General features: G+C 70.3%; 13 protein-coding genes. 9 read left to right on the plus strand and 4 right to left on the minus strand.

Going from position 1 to position 14,556, the window contains the following annotated elements:
* Positions 1-34 precede the first annotated feature (34 nt).
* Positions 35-508 (minus strand): Lrp/AsnC family transcriptional regulator, encoded by a 474-nt coding sequence (locus ASG88_RS10775; protein ID WP_056887454.1) that lies wholly within the window; start codon positions 506-508, stop codon positions 35-37.
* A gap of 159 nt (positions 509-667) precedes the next feature.
* On the opposite strand from ASG88_RS10775, the gene ASG88_RS10780 reads away from it, so the two are divergent.
* Genes ASG88_RS10780 through ASG88_RS10795 form a run of 4 tightly spaced genes read left to right on the plus strand, consistent with a single transcriptional unit; the run spans position 668 to position 4,723 of the window.
* Complete coding sequence (locus tag ASG88_RS10780; RefSeq protein WP_235534804.1) at positions 668-1,891, plus strand: spermidine/putrescine ABC transporter substrate-binding protein; 1,224 nt, start codon at positions 668-670, stop codon at positions 1,889-1,891.
* Entirely contained in the window at positions 1,891-3,009 is a 1,119-nt protein-coding gene (locus ASG88_RS10785; protein WP_056887455.1) for an ABC transporter ATP-binding protein, read from the plus strand. The genes ASG88_RS10780 and ASG88_RS10785 overlap by 1 nt, the downstream gene beginning before the upstream one ends.
* Positions 3,006-3,923 (plus strand): ABC transporter permease, encoded by a 918-nt coding sequence (locus ASG88_RS10790; protein ID WP_235534805.1) that lies wholly within the window; start codon positions 3,006-3,008, stop codon positions 3,921-3,923. The genes ASG88_RS10785 and ASG88_RS10790 overlap by 4 nt, the downstream gene beginning before the upstream one ends.
* Complete coding sequence (locus ASG88_RS10795; protein WP_082600274.1) at positions 3,920-4,723, plus strand: ABC transporter permease; 804 nt, start codon at positions 3,920-3,922, stop codon at positions 4,721-4,723. Before ASG88_RS10790 ends, ASG88_RS10795 begins: the two co-directional genes overlap by 4 nt.
* A 127-nt stretch (positions 4,724-4,850) precedes the next feature.
* Here ASG88_RS10795 and ASG88_RS10800 read toward each other — a convergent pair whose 3' ends face one another.
* The 3 genes from ASG88_RS10800 to ASG88_RS10810 form a co-directional block, all read right to left on the minus strand.
* Positions 4,851-5,303 (minus strand): hypothetical protein, encoded by a 453-nt coding sequence (locus ASG88_RS10800; protein ID WP_157559684.1) that lies wholly within the window; start codon positions 5,301-5,303, stop codon positions 4,851-4,853.
* Positions 5,304-5,415: 112 nt separating this feature from the next.
* Positions 5,416-5,931 (minus strand): AAA family ATPase, encoded by a 516-nt coding sequence (locus tag ASG88_RS10805; protein ID WP_056887457.1) that lies wholly within the window; start codon positions 5,929-5,931, stop codon positions 5,416-5,418.
* A gap of 76 nt (positions 5,932-6,007) precedes the next feature.
* On the minus strand, positions 6,008-7,408 hold the full coding sequence (locus ASG88_RS10810) for an aspartate aminotransferase family protein (protein WP_056887821.1): 1,401 nt from the start codon (positions 7,406-7,408) through the stop codon (positions 6,008-6,010).
* 122 nt (positions 7,409-7,530) lie between these two features.
* Here ASG88_RS10810 and ASG88_RS10815 point away from each other — a divergent pair, with 122 nt between their 5' ends.
* From ASG88_RS10815 to ASG88_RS10835, 5 genes are read left to right on the plus strand one after another with little or no spacing between them, the layout of a single operon-like run.
* Positions 7,531-8,976, plus strand: a complete 1,446-nt coding sequence (locus ASG88_RS10815; RefSeq protein ID WP_056887458.1) for a gamma-aminobutyraldehyde dehydrogenase — start codon at positions 7,531-7,533, stop codon at positions 8,974-8,976.
* Positions 8,977-8,978: 2 nt separating this feature from the next.
* Positions 8,979-10,217, plus strand: a complete 1,239-nt coding sequence (locus ASG88_RS10820) for a saccharopine dehydrogenase family protein (protein WP_056887459.1) — start codon at positions 8,979-8,981, stop codon at positions 10,215-10,217.
* Between the two features lie 17 nt (positions 10,218-10,234).
* A complete protein-coding gene (locus ASG88_RS10825) occupies positions 10,235-11,758 on the plus strand; it encodes a CoA-acylating methylmalonate-semialdehyde dehydrogenase (RefSeq protein ID WP_056887460.1) in 1,524 nt (507 codons plus the stop codon).
* On the plus strand, positions 11,751-13,142 hold the full coding sequence (locus ASG88_RS10830; protein ID WP_082600276.1) for an aspartate aminotransferase family protein: 1,392 nt from the start codon (positions 11,751-11,753) through the stop codon (positions 13,140-13,142). Before ASG88_RS10825 ends, ASG88_RS10830 begins: the two co-directional genes overlap by 8 nt.
* The gene (locus ASG88_RS10835) at positions 13,139-14,548 is read left to right on the plus strand and encodes an NAD(P)/FAD-dependent oxidoreductase (protein ID WP_235534806.1); all 1,410 of its coding nucleotides are present in this window, start codon (positions 13,139-13,141) and stop codon (positions 14,546-14,548) included. The genes ASG88_RS10830 and ASG88_RS10835 overlap by 4 nt, the downstream gene beginning before the upstream one ends.
* Positions 14,549-14,556: the final 8 nt, after the last annotated feature.

Here is a 14,556-nt window from a genome sequence, read left to right on the forward strand (position 1 = left end):
CGGCGCTCCGCTCCTCCGCCGGACCGTCACGCGGTCAGCGCACGCCCCACGAGTAGGTCTGCTTGCGCAGGCTGAGGTACATGAATGTCTCGGTGGCCACCACGCCGTCGACCGTGCGGATGCGCGTGGAGATCAGGTCGAGCAGGTGGTCGTCGCTCTCGCAGACCACCTCGACCAGGAGGTCGAAGGACCCGGCGGTGATGACGACGTAGTCGACCTCGTCGAGGGCGGTGAGCGCGTCGGCGACCGGCTCCAGCGGGCCCTGGACCCGGACGCCGACCATGGCCTGGCGGGCGAAGCCGAGCTCCAGCGGGTCGGTGACGGCCACGACCTGCATGACGCCGCCGTCGATGAGGCGCTGGACCCGCTGTCGGACCGCGGCCTCGGAGAGGCCCACGACCTTGCCGATGGCGGCGTACGAACGACGGCCGTCCTGCTGGAGCTGCTCGATGATCGCCTTCGACACGTCGTCGAGGTGCACCGGTGGCTTCTCCTGGTTCCGAGTCATGGGCCGAACTCTGGCAGGACGAGAGCCCCAGAGCAAAGGAATCGCGCCACAAAACAAGCGATTTCGTTGCGGGGAGGTTTCGTTTCGACTGGATCCCTTGTGGAGGCGGGGTTCCTTTGACACGATCCACTTCGAATCACCGGACCACGAGGAGTGCGCATGCCCACTGACCAGCCGTCCTTCGACGCGATGCTGCGAGCCGCTCGCAGCAACGTCGCCGGCCGCCCACTCGGTCGCCGCAACGTTCTGCGGGGCGCCTCGCTGGCCGCACTCGCGCTCGGGGCGCCCAGCCTCGTCTCCGCCTGCGGCACCGACTCCCAGGTGCAGAGCGCGGACACGTGCGAGAGCACGGACATCTCCGCGGAGGAGAAGGAGCTGGTCTTCTCCAACTGGCCCGAGTACATCGACCGCAAGGGCAAGGCGATGCCCACGCTCGAGCAGTTCCAGTCGGAGTCCGGGATCTCGGTCACCTACAACACCGACGTCAACGACAACAACGACTTCTTCGGCAAGGTCAAGGACCAGCTCGGCGCCTGCGAGCCCATCGGCCGCGACATCATCACCCTCACCGACTGGATGGCCGCCCGGATGATCGGCCTGGGCTGGATCCAGGAGCTCGACAAGGCCAACATGCCCAACGTCGAGGCCAACCTCGCCCCCGACCTGCGGTCGCCCTCGTGGGACTCCGACCGCACCCGCAGCGTGCCGTGGCAGTCCGGGGTCACCGGGATCGCCTACAACGCGAAGTACACCGGTGAGGTCGGCTCCTTCGAGGAGCTGATGACCCGCGGTGACCTCAAGGGCAAGATCAGCCTGCTGTCCGAGATGGGCGACACCATGACCTTCATGCTGCTGCTCGAGGGCTCCGACCCGGAGAACTTCGACTCCGAGGAGTGGTCGGCGGCGATCGCCCGCCTCGAGGGCTACGTCAGTGCCGGCCAGGTCCGCCGCTTCACGGGCAACGACTACATCCGCGACCTCAACGCGGGCAACATCGTGGCCTGCGAGGCATGGTCCGGCGACGTGATCGCCATGCAGTACGACAACCCCGACATCAAGTGGGTCGTCCCCGAGGAGGGCCTCTCGCTCTGGTCCGACAACATGCTGGTGCCCAACAAGGCCGACCACAAGGCCAACGCCGAGGCCCTGATGAACCACTACTACGACCCCGAGGTGGCAGCGACGCTGGCCGCGTGGGTCAACTACATCTGTCCGGTCGCCGGTGCCCAGGAGGCGATGGAGAAGATCGACCCGTCGCTCGTGGACAACCCGCTGATCTTCCCGGACGAGGAGTTCCTCGCCAACGCGTACGGCTTCATGGAGCTCGACGAGAAGACGCGCCAGCAGTACGACAAGGACTTCGCGAAGGTGATCGGGGCCTGATGGGCACCGACCTGCAGCTGACGTCGGTCACCAAGCGCTTCGGCGCCTTCACAGCCGTCGACGACCTCGACCTCACCGTCCCCCAGGGCTCGTTCTTCGCGTTGCTGGGCCCGTCGGGCTGCGGCAAGACCACGACCCTGCGGATGGTCGCCGGTCTCGAGGAGCCCACCACCGGCACGATCATGCTGGGCGAGGACGACATCACCCGCCTCAAGCCCTACAAGCGGCCGGTCAACACGGTCTTCCAGAGCTATGCGTTGTTCCCGCACCTCACCATCGGCGACAACGTCGCCTTCGGGCTCAAGCGCCAGGGCCGCAAGGACGTCGACGCCAAGGTCAGCGAGATGCTCGCGCTGGTCGAGCTCGAGCACCTCGCCAAGCGTCGTCCCGGCCAGCTCTCCGGTGGCCAGCAGCAGCGGGTGGCGCTGGCGCGGGCCCTGATCAACCAGCCGCAGGTGCTGCTGCTCGACGAGCCCCTCGGCGCCCTCGACCTCAAGCTGCGCCGGCAGATGCAGCTGGAGCTCAAGTCGATCCAGACCGAGGTCGGGCTGACCTTCGTCCACGTCACCCACGACCAGGAGGAGGCCATGACCATGGCCGACACGGTCGCGGTGATGAACGAGGGCCGCATCGAGCAGCTCGGCCCGCCCGAGGAGCTGTACGAGGCTCCCGCCACGACCTTCGTGGCCAACTTCCTCGGCCAGTCCAACCTGGTCGCCGGGTCGGTCGCCGGGGCCCGCGGTGACGTCATCGACCTCGACGTCCAGGGCACCCGGGTCGTGGCCGACAAGGCCCGCGCGCGGGTGACGAGCGGCGAGGTCTGGGCCGGCGTACGTCCCGAGAAGGTCTACCTCAGCACCGCCGGCGACGACGACGGCTCGGGGGTCAACACCCTCTCCGACGGCGTGGTGAGCGACGTCAGCTTCGTGGGCGTCAGCACGCAGTACCTCGTGCGGATGGCCTGGGGCCAGGAGCTCACCGTCTTCGAGCAGAACACCGGCGCCCGCGAGCGGTTCCGCGCCGGCGACAAGGTCGACCTGCACTGGCGCCCGGAGCACACGTTCCTCCTCGACGCCTCCCAGGACGCCTCGGCAGGGGTCGAGCGGGAGGACGCGTGAGCGCCGCCGGGCACATCTCCTCCCTGGGTCCCGCGGAGGCCCAGCTCGACGGGCCTCCCGATCCGGAGGGGCAGAAGCGCGGCTGGGCCGGCTACTTCCTGCTGCTGCCCGGCGGGCTGTGGCTGCTGCTGTTCTTCGTGGTGCCCACCGTCACCCTCGTCGCGACCAGCCTCTACGACCCCGCGGGCTCGCTGCAGCTGGGCTACCAGATGACGTGGCACTGGCAGAACTACGTGGACGCGCTGCAGGACTACGGGCCGCAGTTCGTGCGCTCGCTGATCTACGCCGGCATCGCCACCATCGCGTGCATCCTGCTGGGCTTCCCGCTGGCCTACGCCATCGCCTTCAAGGCCGGCCGCTTCAAGAACCTCATGCTGGTCGCGGTGATCGCGCCGTTCTTCACCAGCTTCCTGATCCGCACGCTGTCGTGGCAGTACATCCTCGGCGACAACGAGCCGCTGGTCTCGCTGCTCCGCACCCTGCACATCCTCGGTCCCGACGGCTACCTGCTGGCGACGCCCTTCGCCGTGGTCACCGGGCTGACCTACAACTTCCTGCCCTTCATGGTCCTGCCGCTCTACGCCTCGCTGGAGAAGATCGACCCGCGGCTCATCGAGGCCGGGGCCGACCTCTACGCCTCGCCGATCACCACGTTCCGCACGGTCACCCTGCGCCTGGCCATGCCGGGCCTGGTCGCGGGCACCCTGCTCACCTTCATCCCGGCGGCCGGCGACTACATCAACTCCGAGCTGCTGGGCAACCCGCAGACCCGGATGGTCGGCAACGAGATCCAGGACCTGTTCGGGGCCGGTGACTACCCGACGGCGGCCGCCCTCTCGGTGACGCTGATGTCGGCGATCGTGCTGCTCGTCTTCCTCTACGTACGCCGCGCCGGCACCGAGGAGCTCGTGTGAACACCTTCTCCCGCTGGCTCGGCGACCGGCTCGTGCTCATCCTGGGCCTGCTCGTGCTGCTCTACATGTTCGTGCCGATCTTCGTCGTGATCCTGATGAGCTTCAACGCGCCGGGCGCACGCAACAGCTACACCTTCAACGGCTTCACGCTCGACAACTGGCTCAACGTCTGCGAGCCCTTCCAGCTCTGCTCCTCGTTGCGCACCAGCATCGAGATCGGGCTCCTGGCCACCCTCGGCGCGACGATCCTCGGCACGCTGATGGCCTTCGCGATGGTCCGGCACCGCTTCCGTGGGCGGTCGTCGGCCAACCTCTTCGTCTTCCTGCCGATGGCGACGCCGGAGATCGTGATGGGCTCCTCGCTGCTGGCGCTCTTCGTCAACGCCGGCTTCGCCGGGGCGCTGGGCTTCGGGACCATCCTGATCTCGCACATCCTGTTCTGCCTGTCGTTCGTCGTGGTGACGGTCAAGGCCCGGCTCTCCGGTCTCGACCCGCGCCTCGAGCAGGCCGCGGCCGACCTCTACGCCAACGAGTGGCAGACGTTCTGGCGGGTGAGCTTCCCGCTGGTCTTCCCGGGCATCCTCGCCGCCGCGCTGCTGTCCTTCTCGCTGTCCTTCGACGACTTCATCATCACCAACCTCAACGCCGGGCAGGAGGTCACCTTCCCGATGTTCGTGTGGGGGGCCAACCAGCGCGGCATCCCACCGCAGATCAACGTGATCGGCACGATCATGTTCTTCATCGCGCTGCTCGTCGTGGTGCTGGGGGAGATGGCGAGCAGGCGGCGCGCGGGCCGCTGATCTCCGCCCCGTCAGTCGGGTCGGCACGCGTGCGGTCGTGCGCGTCGTACACACGCGGACACAAGCCCTGCGGCGTACGACGCCCGAGCGCGCGGCGGCGCCCGTCACCGCAGTTGTGTCCGCGTGTCTACGCGGGCTCGCCTCCGGTGCTCGCGTACCGGTCCAGGCTGGCGGCCCACATCCGGGCGATGATCCGCCCCATCGGTCCGTGGTGGAGCACGAAGACCAGCGGCTTCTGCATGCGTCGGGCGTCCGTGTTGTCGTACTCGACGTCCAGCCGGCTGCCACCGTCCGCTCGAGGGCTGATCCTGATCAGGCCGGTGCCGCCGCCCCCGTAGCTGCTCTCCTCGACCGTCCACCGGACTGTCAGGGGCTCCGACCAGTCGTAGCGGGCGACGACCCAGAAGGGCGAGCCGGGTGAGCTCTCGCGGGCCACGGCCCACGTGACTCCCTGCTCGCGCAGCTCGTAGGTCTTCGGGTCGAGCGTCCGGCTCCACGTCTCCAGCCGACGCGGCGAGAAGTCGGTCAGCGCGCGCGTCACCTGTCCCGGAGAGGCCACGGTCTCGACGTGGAAGCGCACCCCACCAGTGCAGCACCGCGTCGGGGTCACGTCCACCCACGTCAGGCCACGCTGGAACATCCGACGGCGGTGGGGCGTCGGATCTTCCACGTTGACCGGCATGCCGAGGTCGTCAGAGCCAGCCGCAGTCGGCCTCGATGCGACGGACGGTGTCGTCCAGCGTGCACTCGGGGCCGACAGGCTCCTCGTCCAGCCCGGGGATGCGCGCGGCGCCGTACCACCACTCGCGCATCTCGGCCTCGCCGAACTCCGACGCCTTGTCCTTGGTCGCGTGCCGCCGCAGGGTCTCTTGGAAGGGGAGGTCCCAGAAGTAGGCCCGGGTGGAGCCGCGGTGGTCGCGCGCCAGCTGGAGCAGCATCTCGGCGTACCGGTCCGGGTGCAGGATGCCCTCGACGACCACCGAGAAGCCGGCGTCGAGCGAGTGCCGCGTCATCAGGTCCATCAGCGCGATCGCCGGGTTGCCCGCACGGTCGTGGGTCCAGAGCACCTCGCGGCGGACGACGTCCTGCGACACCACCGCGAGGTGGCCGCGACCACGGCGCCGCTGCAGCGCACGGGCGACGGAGGACTTGCCCGACCCGCTGTTGCCTCGCAGGATCACCAGGCGGGTCTCCGGGCTGCCGATCACCCGCGGATGCTCCCACGGCGCGCGGCAGACGGCCCGGCAGCCCCCCGGCCCCCGGGCCGTCCCGCCCGCGAGAAGCTCAGAGCATCGAGTAGGCCTTGTCGAGGACGACGCGGAGGATCTGCTCCATCTCCTCGAAGTGCTCGGGCCCGCAGATGAGCGGCGGGGCGAGCTGGACGACCGGGTCGCCGCGGTCGTCGGCACGGCAGTAGAGGCCCTCGGCGTACAGCTGCTTGGACACGAAGCCGTAGAGGATGCGCTCACACTCCTCGTCGCTGAAGGACTCCTTGGTCGCCTTGTCCTTGACCAGCTCGATCCCGTAGAAGAAGCCGTCGCCACGGACGTCGCCGACGATCGGCAGGTCCAGCAGCCGCTCCAGGATGGCCCGGCAGCGGGGCTCGTTCTCCCGGACGTGCTCGAGGACCTTCTCCTCCTCGAAGAGCTGCAGGTTGCGCAGGCCGACCGCGGTCGAGACGGGGTGGCCGCCGAACGTGTAGCCGTGCGCGAACGACGCCTTGTCGGCCAGGAAGGGCTCGATGAGGCGCTCGGTGGCGATCATCGCGCCGAGCGGCGCGTAGCCGGAGGTCAGGCCCTTGGCGCAGGTGATCATGTCGGGCATGTAGTCGTAGCGCTCGGCACCGAACATGTGGCCGAGCCGACCGAAGGCGCAGATCACCTCGTCGGAGACGAGCAGGACGTCGTACTCGTCGCAGATCTCGCGCACCCGCTGGAAGTAGCCGGGCGGGGGCGGGAAGCAGCCGCCGGCGTTCTGCACCGGCTCGAGGAAGACGGCGGCGACGGTGTCGGGGCCCTCGTTCTCGATGGCGATGGCGATCTGGTCGGCGGCCCAGCGGCCGAAGGCCTCGGGGTCGCTGCCGTCGTGGTGGCCCGAGGTGATCTCGGATGCCCGGTAGGCGTTGGTGTTGGGCACCCGGAACGTCGAGGGCACCAGCGGCTCGAACTGCTGCTTGAGCAACGGCAGCCCGGTGATGGACAGCGCGCCCTGGGTGGTGCCGTGGTAGGCGATGGCCCGGCTGATGACCTTGTGCTTCATCGGCTTGCCGACCATCTTGAAGTAGTTCTTGGCCAGCTTCCACGCCGTCTCCACCGCCTCGCCACCGCCGGAGGTGAAGAAGACCCGGTTGAGGTCGCCGGGCGCGTACGACGCGATCTTCTCGGCGAGCTCGATGGCCGGCGGGTGCGCGTAGGACCACAGCGGCATGAAGGCCAGCTCGCGGGCCTGGGCGGCCGCGGCGTCGGCGAGCTCGGTGCGGCCGTGTCCCAGCTGGGAGACGAAGAGGCCGGCCAGGCCGTCGAGATACCTCTTGCCCTTCGCGTCCCACAGGTAGGCGCCCTCACCCCGGACCATCACGGGCACGTCCATGTCGGCGTACTGCCCCTGCCGGGTGAAGTGCAGCCACAGGTGGTCCTTGGCGGCCTGCTGGAGGTGGTCGTAGTCCGGGTGGCGAGCGTCAGTCATGGCCTTATCGTGCTCGTCCATACCGCTCTCGTGCAAGCGATCCGTGCGTTCTGTGTCCATTTGGCGACGAAATCCGTCGCCGGATCTCCCGATTTGCTGCGGGAATCACTACGCTCGCCCCCATGGCCCAGCAGACTGAGCACCAGACCTTCCGCAACCTCGTCGACGGTGAGGCCGTCGACTCCGTGTCCGGCGAGACCTACGAGGTGGTGGATCCGAGCACCGGGGAGGTGTACGCCCGTGCGCCGCTCTCCGGCGCCGAGGACGTGGACCGCGCCTATGCCGCGGCCCAGCGCGCCTTCGGCTCCTGGGGTCGTACGACGCCGCAGGAGCGCTCCTTGGCACTGCTCCGGATCGCGGACGCCCTGGAGTCCCGCGCGGAGGAGTTCGTGGCGGCCGAGTGCCGCGACACCGGCAAGCCGCTCGGCCTGACCGCCAGCGAGGAGATGCCCCCGACCGTCGACCACTTCCGCTTCTTCGCCGGCGCGGCCCGGGTCCTCGAGGGCAAGTCGGCCGGGGAGTACATGGAGGACCACACGTCCTTCATCCGCCGAGAGCCCATCGGTGTCGTCGGTCAGGTGACCCCGTGGAACTACCCGCTGCCGATGATGGTCTGGAAGATCGCTCCCGCGCTGGCCGCGGGCAACACCGTCGTCCTCAAGCCCTCGGACACCACGCCCGCCACCTCGACGATGATGGCCGAGCTGGCCGCGGAGTTCCTGCCGCCGGGCGTGCTCAACGTCGTGTGCGGGGACCGCGACACCGGCCGCACGCTGGTGCAGCACCCCACCCCGCAGATGGTCGCGATCACCGGCTCGGTGCGCGCGGGCATGGAGGTCGCCGGCGCGGCCGCGACGCAGCTCAAGCGCGTCCACCTCGAGCTGGGCGGCAAGGCGCCGGTCATCGTCTTCGACGACGCCGACGTGGAGAAGGCCGCCCAGGGCATCGCCGAGGCGGGCTACTTCAATGCCGGCCAGGACTGCACCGCCGCTACCCGCGTGCTCGTCGGCCCCGGCATCCACGACGACTTCGTCGCCGCCCTCACCGAGCAGGCCAAGGCCACCCGCACCGGCATGCCCGACGACGAGGACATCCTGTACGGCGCCCTCAACAACGCCGACCAGCTCGCCCGGGTCACCGGGATGGTCGACCGCCTCCCCGACCACGCCGAGCTGCGCGCCGGCGGTCGGCGTCAGGGCTCCACCGGCTACTTCTACGAGCCGACGGTCCTGTCCGGCCTGAAGCAGGACGACGAGCAGGTGCAGGACGAGATCTTCGGCCCGGTCATCACCGTCCAGCGCTTCACCGACGAGGCCCAGGCGCTCGAGTGGGCCAACGGCGTGAAGTACGGCCTGGCCTCGAGCGTCTGGACCCGCGACCACGGCACCGCGATGCGGATGTCGCGCGGGCTCGACTTCGGCGTGGTGTGGATCAACACCCACATCCCCTACGTCTCCGAGATGCCGCACGGCGGCTTCAAGCACTCGGGCTACGGCAAGGACCTGTCCATGTACGGCCTCGAGGACTACACGCGCGTCAAGCACGTCATGTCCTACATCGGAGAGTGAGCATGCGGATCCTCCTTGCCGGCGCCGGTGGCGTCGGCGGCGCGTTCGCGGCCATCGCGGCCCGACGCGACTTCTACGAGCAGATCGTGATCGCCGACTACGACCAGGCGAAGGCGGAGCGTGCGGCCGAGGCCGACGACCGGTTCGTCGGGGCTCGGATCGACGCGTCCGACGCGGCGGCGGTCGAGCGGCTGTGCCGCGAGCACGGCATCACCCACGTGATGAACGCGGTCGACCCGGTCTTCAACATGCCGCTGTTCAACGGGGCCTTCGCGGCCGGCGCCGACTACGTCGACATGGCGATGTCGCTGTCGCAGCCGCACCCCGAGGCGCCGTACGAGAAGACCGGCGTCAAGCTCGGCGACGAGCAGTTCGCCGTGGCCCACGAGTGGGAGGGCGCCGGCCGGCTGGCGGTGGTCGGGATGGGCGTCGAGCCCGGCCTGTCCGACGTCTTCGCGCGGTACGCCGCCGACCACCTCTTCAGCGAGATCGACGAGCTCGGCACCCGCGACGGCGCCAACCTGGTCGTCACCGACGACGACGGCAACGAGGTCTTCGCGCCGTCGTTCTCCATGTGGACGACGATCGAGGAGTGCCTCAACCCGCCGGTGATCTGGGAGGACGGCGCCTGGCACACGACCGCGCCCTTCTCCGAGCCGGAGGTCTTCGACTTCCCGGAGGGCATCGGTCCGGTGGAGTGCGTCAACGTCGAGCACGAGGAGGTCCTCCTCATGCCGCGCTGGATCGACTGCAAGCGGGCGACCTTCAAGTACGGCCTCGGCGACGAGTTCATCACCATCCTCAAGGTGCTGCACACGCTGGGCCTCGACCGCACCGACAAGATCACGGTCAAGGGCGTCGAGGTCAGCCCGCGCGACGTGGTCGCGGCCGTGCTGCCCGACCCCGCGACCGTCGGTCCGCGGATGTCGGGCAAGACGTGTGCCGGACTGTGGGTGACCGGGAAGGGCAAGGACGGCGAGCCGCGCTCGACGTACCTCTACCACGTGGTCGACAACGAGTGGACGATGCGCGAGTACGGCCACCAGTGCGTGGTCTGGCAGACCGCGATCAACCCGGTGATCGCACTCGAGCTGCTGGCCCACGGCCGGTGGTCCGGGGTCGGGGTGCTGGGCCCGGAGGCCTTCGACGCCGCGCCGTTCCTGCAGCTGCTGGAGGACTACGGCAGTCCCTGGGGCATGCGGGAGCAGGCGCTCCCCGAGCAGGCCCTCCGGACGAGCTGACGAGAGAGAAGGACGACATGACCACGAAGCACATCGGCCACTGGGCCGGCGGCGAGGCCTTCGCCGGCACGAGCGAGCGGACCGCCGACGTCACCAACCCCGCGACCGGCGAGGTGACCGGCCGGCTCGCGCTGGCGTCCCGCGCCGACGCGGACGCCGTCATCGCGGCCGCCGCCGCGGCCGCACCGGCCTGGGGGCGTACGTCGCTCGCGGCGCGCACGCAGGTGATGTTCGCGTTCCGCGAGCTGCTCAACTCCCGCAAGGGCGAGCTCGCCGCGCTCATCACCGCCGAGCACGGCAAGGTGCTGTCCGACGCGATGGGCGAGATCGCCCGCGGCCAGGAGGTCGTCGAGTTCGCGTGCGGGATCTCCCACCTGCTGAAGGGCGGCCACTCCGAGGGCGTCTCGACGGGCGTGGACGTGCACTCCAAGCGCGACCCGCTGGGCGTCGTCGGGATCATCTCGCCCTTCAACTTCCCGGCCATGGTGCCGATGTGGTTCTTCCCGGTCGCCATCGCGGCGGGCAACACCGTCGTGCTCAAGCCCAGCGAGAAGGACCCCTCGGCCGCGGTCTGGCTCGCCGAGCTGTGGAAGGAGGCCGGTCTCCCCGACGGTGTCTTCAACGTCCTCCAGGGCGACAAGGAGGCCGTCGACGCCCTGCTGGAGAGCCCGCAGGTCCAGTCGATCAGCTTCGTCGGCTCGACCCCGATCGCTGAGTACGTCTACGAGACCGCGTCGCGGCACGGCAAGCGCGTGCAGGCCCTGGGCGGGGCCAAGAACCACATGGTCGTGCTGCCCGACGCCGACCTCGACCTTGCCGCCGACTCGGCCGTCAACGCCGGCTACGGCAGCGCCGGCGAGCGCTGCATGGCCATCAGCGTGCTCGTCGCGGTCGGCTCGGTCGCCGACGAGCTCGTCGCCCGGATCGCGGACCGCACCCGCACGCTGGTCATCGGCGACGGCGGTGCGCGCGACGAGGACGGTGGCGAGGTGGACATGGGTCCGCTCGTCACGAAGGCCCACCGCGACAAGGTCGCGTCGTTCATCGACTCCGGCGAGCACCAGGGCGCCAAGGTCGTCGTCGACGGCCGCGACGTGCAGGCACGCGGTGCCGCCGACGGCTTCTGGCTCGGCCCGACGCTCTTCGACCACGTCACCCCCGACATGGACGTCTACACCGAGGAGATCTTCGGGCCGGTGCTGTCCGTCGTCCGCGTGGAGACCTACGAGGAGGCGGTGGCGCTCGTCAACGCCAACCAGTACGGCAACGGCACGGCCGTCTTCACCAACGACGGGGGAGCGGCCCGCCGCTTCGAGGCCGACGTCCACGTCGGGATGATCGGCGTCAACGTGCCGGTCCCGGTGCCGGTCGCCTACTACTCCTTCGGCGGGTGGAAGCGCTCGCTCTTCGGCGACACCCACGCCCACGGTGCCGAGGGCGTGCACTTCTTCACCCGCGGCAAGGTGGTCACCACCCGGTGGGTCGACCCGGCCAACCGGCCGCAGGGCGGCCTGGAGCTGGGGTTCCCGCGCAATGTCTGACACCGCGACCACTGACACCGCCATGTCCGAGCTGCTCACCACCTCGCCGGACTTCGTCGACATCGGCGCCGAGCGCACCCACGAGCTGGACCGACGCCACGTCTTCCACTCCTGGTCGGCCCAGGCGTCCCTCGACCCGATGGTCATCACCCGGGCCGAGGGGTCGCACATCTGGGACGGCGCTGGCAACCGGCTGCTCGACTTCACCTCGCAGCTCGTCTTCACCAACCTGGGCCACCAGCACCCGCGGATCGTGGCAGCGATCCAGGAGCAGGCCGCGCACCTGTGCACGGTGGCTCCCCAGCACGCCAACGCCGCCCGGTCCGAGGCCGCGCGCCTGATCTCCACCCACACGCCGGGCGACCTCGACCGGGTGTTCTTCACCAACGGCGGCGCCGACGCCAACGAGCACGCCGTCCGGATGGCCAGGCTGCACACCGGCCGACCCAAGGTGCTGTCGACGTACCGGTCGTACCACGGGGGCACCCAGCTCGCGATCAACATGACCGGCGACCCGCGGCGGTGGGCCAACGACCAGGGGTCGACCGGCACGGTCCACTTCTTCGGGCCGTTCCTCTACCGCAGCCCCTTCCACGCCACCACGAGCGAGGAGGAGTGCGAGCGGGCGCTGGAGCACCTCGCCCAGGTCATCGCCCTCGAGGGTCCCTCGACGATCGCGGCGGTCGTGCTCGAGTCCATCCCCGGCACCGCCGGGATCATGGTCCCGCCCGCCGGCTACCTCTCCGGGGTGCGCGAGCTGTGCGACCGGCACGGCATCATGCTGGTCGCCGACGAGGTGATGTCCGGCTTCGGTCGCGCGGGCCGGTGGTTCGCCTGCGAGCTCGACGGGGTCGTGCCCGACCTGCTGACCTTCGCCAAGGGGGTCAACTCCGGCTACGTCCCGCTCGGGGGCGTCGCGATGAGCGAGGCCGTGGCCGCGACCTTCGCCGACCGTGCCTACCCCGGCGGGCTCACCTACTCGGGCCACCCGCTGGCCTGCGCCGCAGCCGTCGCCACGATCCGCACCATGGAGGACGACCGGGTCGTCGAGCACGCGGCGGCCCTGGGCGATGAGGTGTTCCGTCCCGGGCTCGAGGCACTGCTCGAGGACCACGCCTGGATCGGCGAGGTCCGCGGCACCGGGGCCTTCTGGGCGATCGAGCTGGTCAGCGACCGCGAGACCCGCGAGCCGCTCGCGCCGTACGGCGGCAGCAGCCCGCAGATGGCCGCGATCATCGCCGGGTGCAAACGCCGCGGGATGCTGCCCTTCGCCAACTTCAACCGCATCCACCTGGTGCCGCCGCTGACCACCTCGGCCGACGAGGTGCGCGAGGCCATCGCCGTCCTCGGCGAGGCCCTCGCCGAGGCAGCAGCTGCCTCGTGATCCGCACCTCCCGACGGTCCAGGTCCCACGAGCGGCACGACGAGTGGCCCGCCGGCTCGTTCGACGACTCCGTGCTGGCGCCGCTGTGGCTGGACACCCCCGACCGTCCCGCCCCGCGGCCCGCCGCCTCGGGGGTGGTGCACGCCGACCTGCTCGTCGTGGGCGGCGGCTTCACCGGGCTGTGGACGGCGCTGCGCGCGGTCGAGCGGGACCCGGGAATGTCGGTGGTGCTGGTCGAGGGCGACCGGATCGCCGAGCACGCGACCGGTCGCAACGGCGGCTTCTGCGAGGCCAGCCTGACCCACGGCGAGTCCAACGGGCGCACCCGCTGGCCCGACGAGTACGACCGGCTGCACGAGCTCGGCCTGCGCAACCTCGACGCCATCGAGGAGACGGTCGAGCGCTACGAGATCGACTGCGGCTTCGCCCGCGGCGGCACCCTCGCGGTGGCCACCCGGGCCCACGAGGTGGGACACCTCGACCCGGAGGAGCCCGGCTTCCTCGACGCCGCGGCCGTGCGCGCCCTCGTCGACTCCCCGACGTACCTCGCCGGACGCCTCGAGCCGGACGGCACGGCCGTCGTCGACCCCGCGCGCCTGGCGTGGGGACTGGCGGACGCCGCGGAGGAGCTCGGCGTCCGGCTGCACGAGCACAGCCGCGTGGTCTCGGCCCGGCGCCGCGGCGCCGGGGTCGAGGTGCGGACGGACCGGGCGGTCATCCGGGCCACCCGCGTCGTCCTGGCCACCAACGTCTTCCGCAACCTGCTCCGCCGCCCGCGCTGGTCGGTGGTCCCGGTCTACGACTACGTGCTGGCGACCGAGCCGCTGACCGAGGAGCAGCTCGCCGCGCTGCGGTGGGACCCCAGCATCGGCATCTCCGACTCCGGCAACCAGTTCCACTACTACCGCGTGACGCCGGACCGGCGGATCCTGTGGGGCGGGTACGACGCGATCTACCACTACGGGCGCTCGATCTCCGACGAGCACGCGGACCGGCGGGAGACCTTCGAGGTCCTCGCCCGCAACTTTGCGCAGACCTTCCCCCAGCTGCGGGGGGTCCGCTTCACGCACCGCTGGTCCGGGGTCATCGACACCTCCACCCGCTTCTGCGCCCTCTTCGGGACCGCCCACCGCGGCCGGACGGCGTACGCCACCGGTTTCACCGGCCTCGGCGTCGGGGCCTCCCGCTTCGCCGCCGACGTGATGCTCGACCTGCTCGACGGGCAGGCGACCGAGCGCACCCGCCTGGAGATGGTCCGCCGGCGGCCGTTGCCCTTCCCGCCCGAGCCGTTCGCCTGGCTGGGGATCCAGGCCACCCGCTGGTCGCTGGCCCGTGAGGACGCCACGGGTCGCCGAAACGTGTGGCTGCGGCTGCTGGACCGCCTCGGGCTGGGCTTCGACTCCTGAGCGCACCC

The organism is Nocardioides sp. Soil777 (assembly GCF_001428425.1).
Classification (GTDB): domain Bacteria; phylum Actinomycetota; class Actinomycetes; order Propionibacteriales; family Nocardioidaceae; genus Nocardioides; species Nocardioides terrigena.

Coding starts and splice junctions, on each gene's coding strand:
- ASG88_RS10815 (WP_056887458.1), top strand. CDS start 7,531: ATGGCCCAGCAGACTGAGCACCAGACCTTCCGCAACCTCGTCGACGGT.
- ASG88_RS10820 (WP_056887459.1), top strand. CDS start 8,979: ATGCGGATCCTCCTTGCCGGCGCCGGTGGCGTCGGCGGCGCGTTCGCG.
- ASG88_RS10775 (WP_056887454.1), bottom strand. CDS start 508: ATGACTCGGAACCAGGAGAAGCCACCGGTGCACCTCGACGACGTGTCG.
- ASG88_RS10780 (WP_235534804.1), top strand. CDS start 668: ATGCCCACTGACCAGCCGTCCTTCGACGCGATGCTGCGAGCCGCTCGC.
- ASG88_RS10785 (WP_056887455.1), top strand. CDS start 1,891: ATGGGCACCGACCTGCAGCTGACGTCGGTCACCAAGCGCTTCGGCGCC.
- ASG88_RS10810 (WP_056887821.1), bottom strand. CDS start 7,408: ATGACTGACGCTCGCCACCCGGACTACGACCACCTCCAGCAGGCCGCC.
- ASG88_RS10825 (WP_056887460.1), top strand. CDS start 10,235: ATGACCACGAAGCACATCGGCCACTGGGCCGGCGGCGAGGCCTTCGCC.
- ASG88_RS10830 (WP_082600276.1), top strand. CDS start 11,751: ATGTCTGACACCGCGACCACTGACACCGCCATGTCCGAGCTGCTCACC.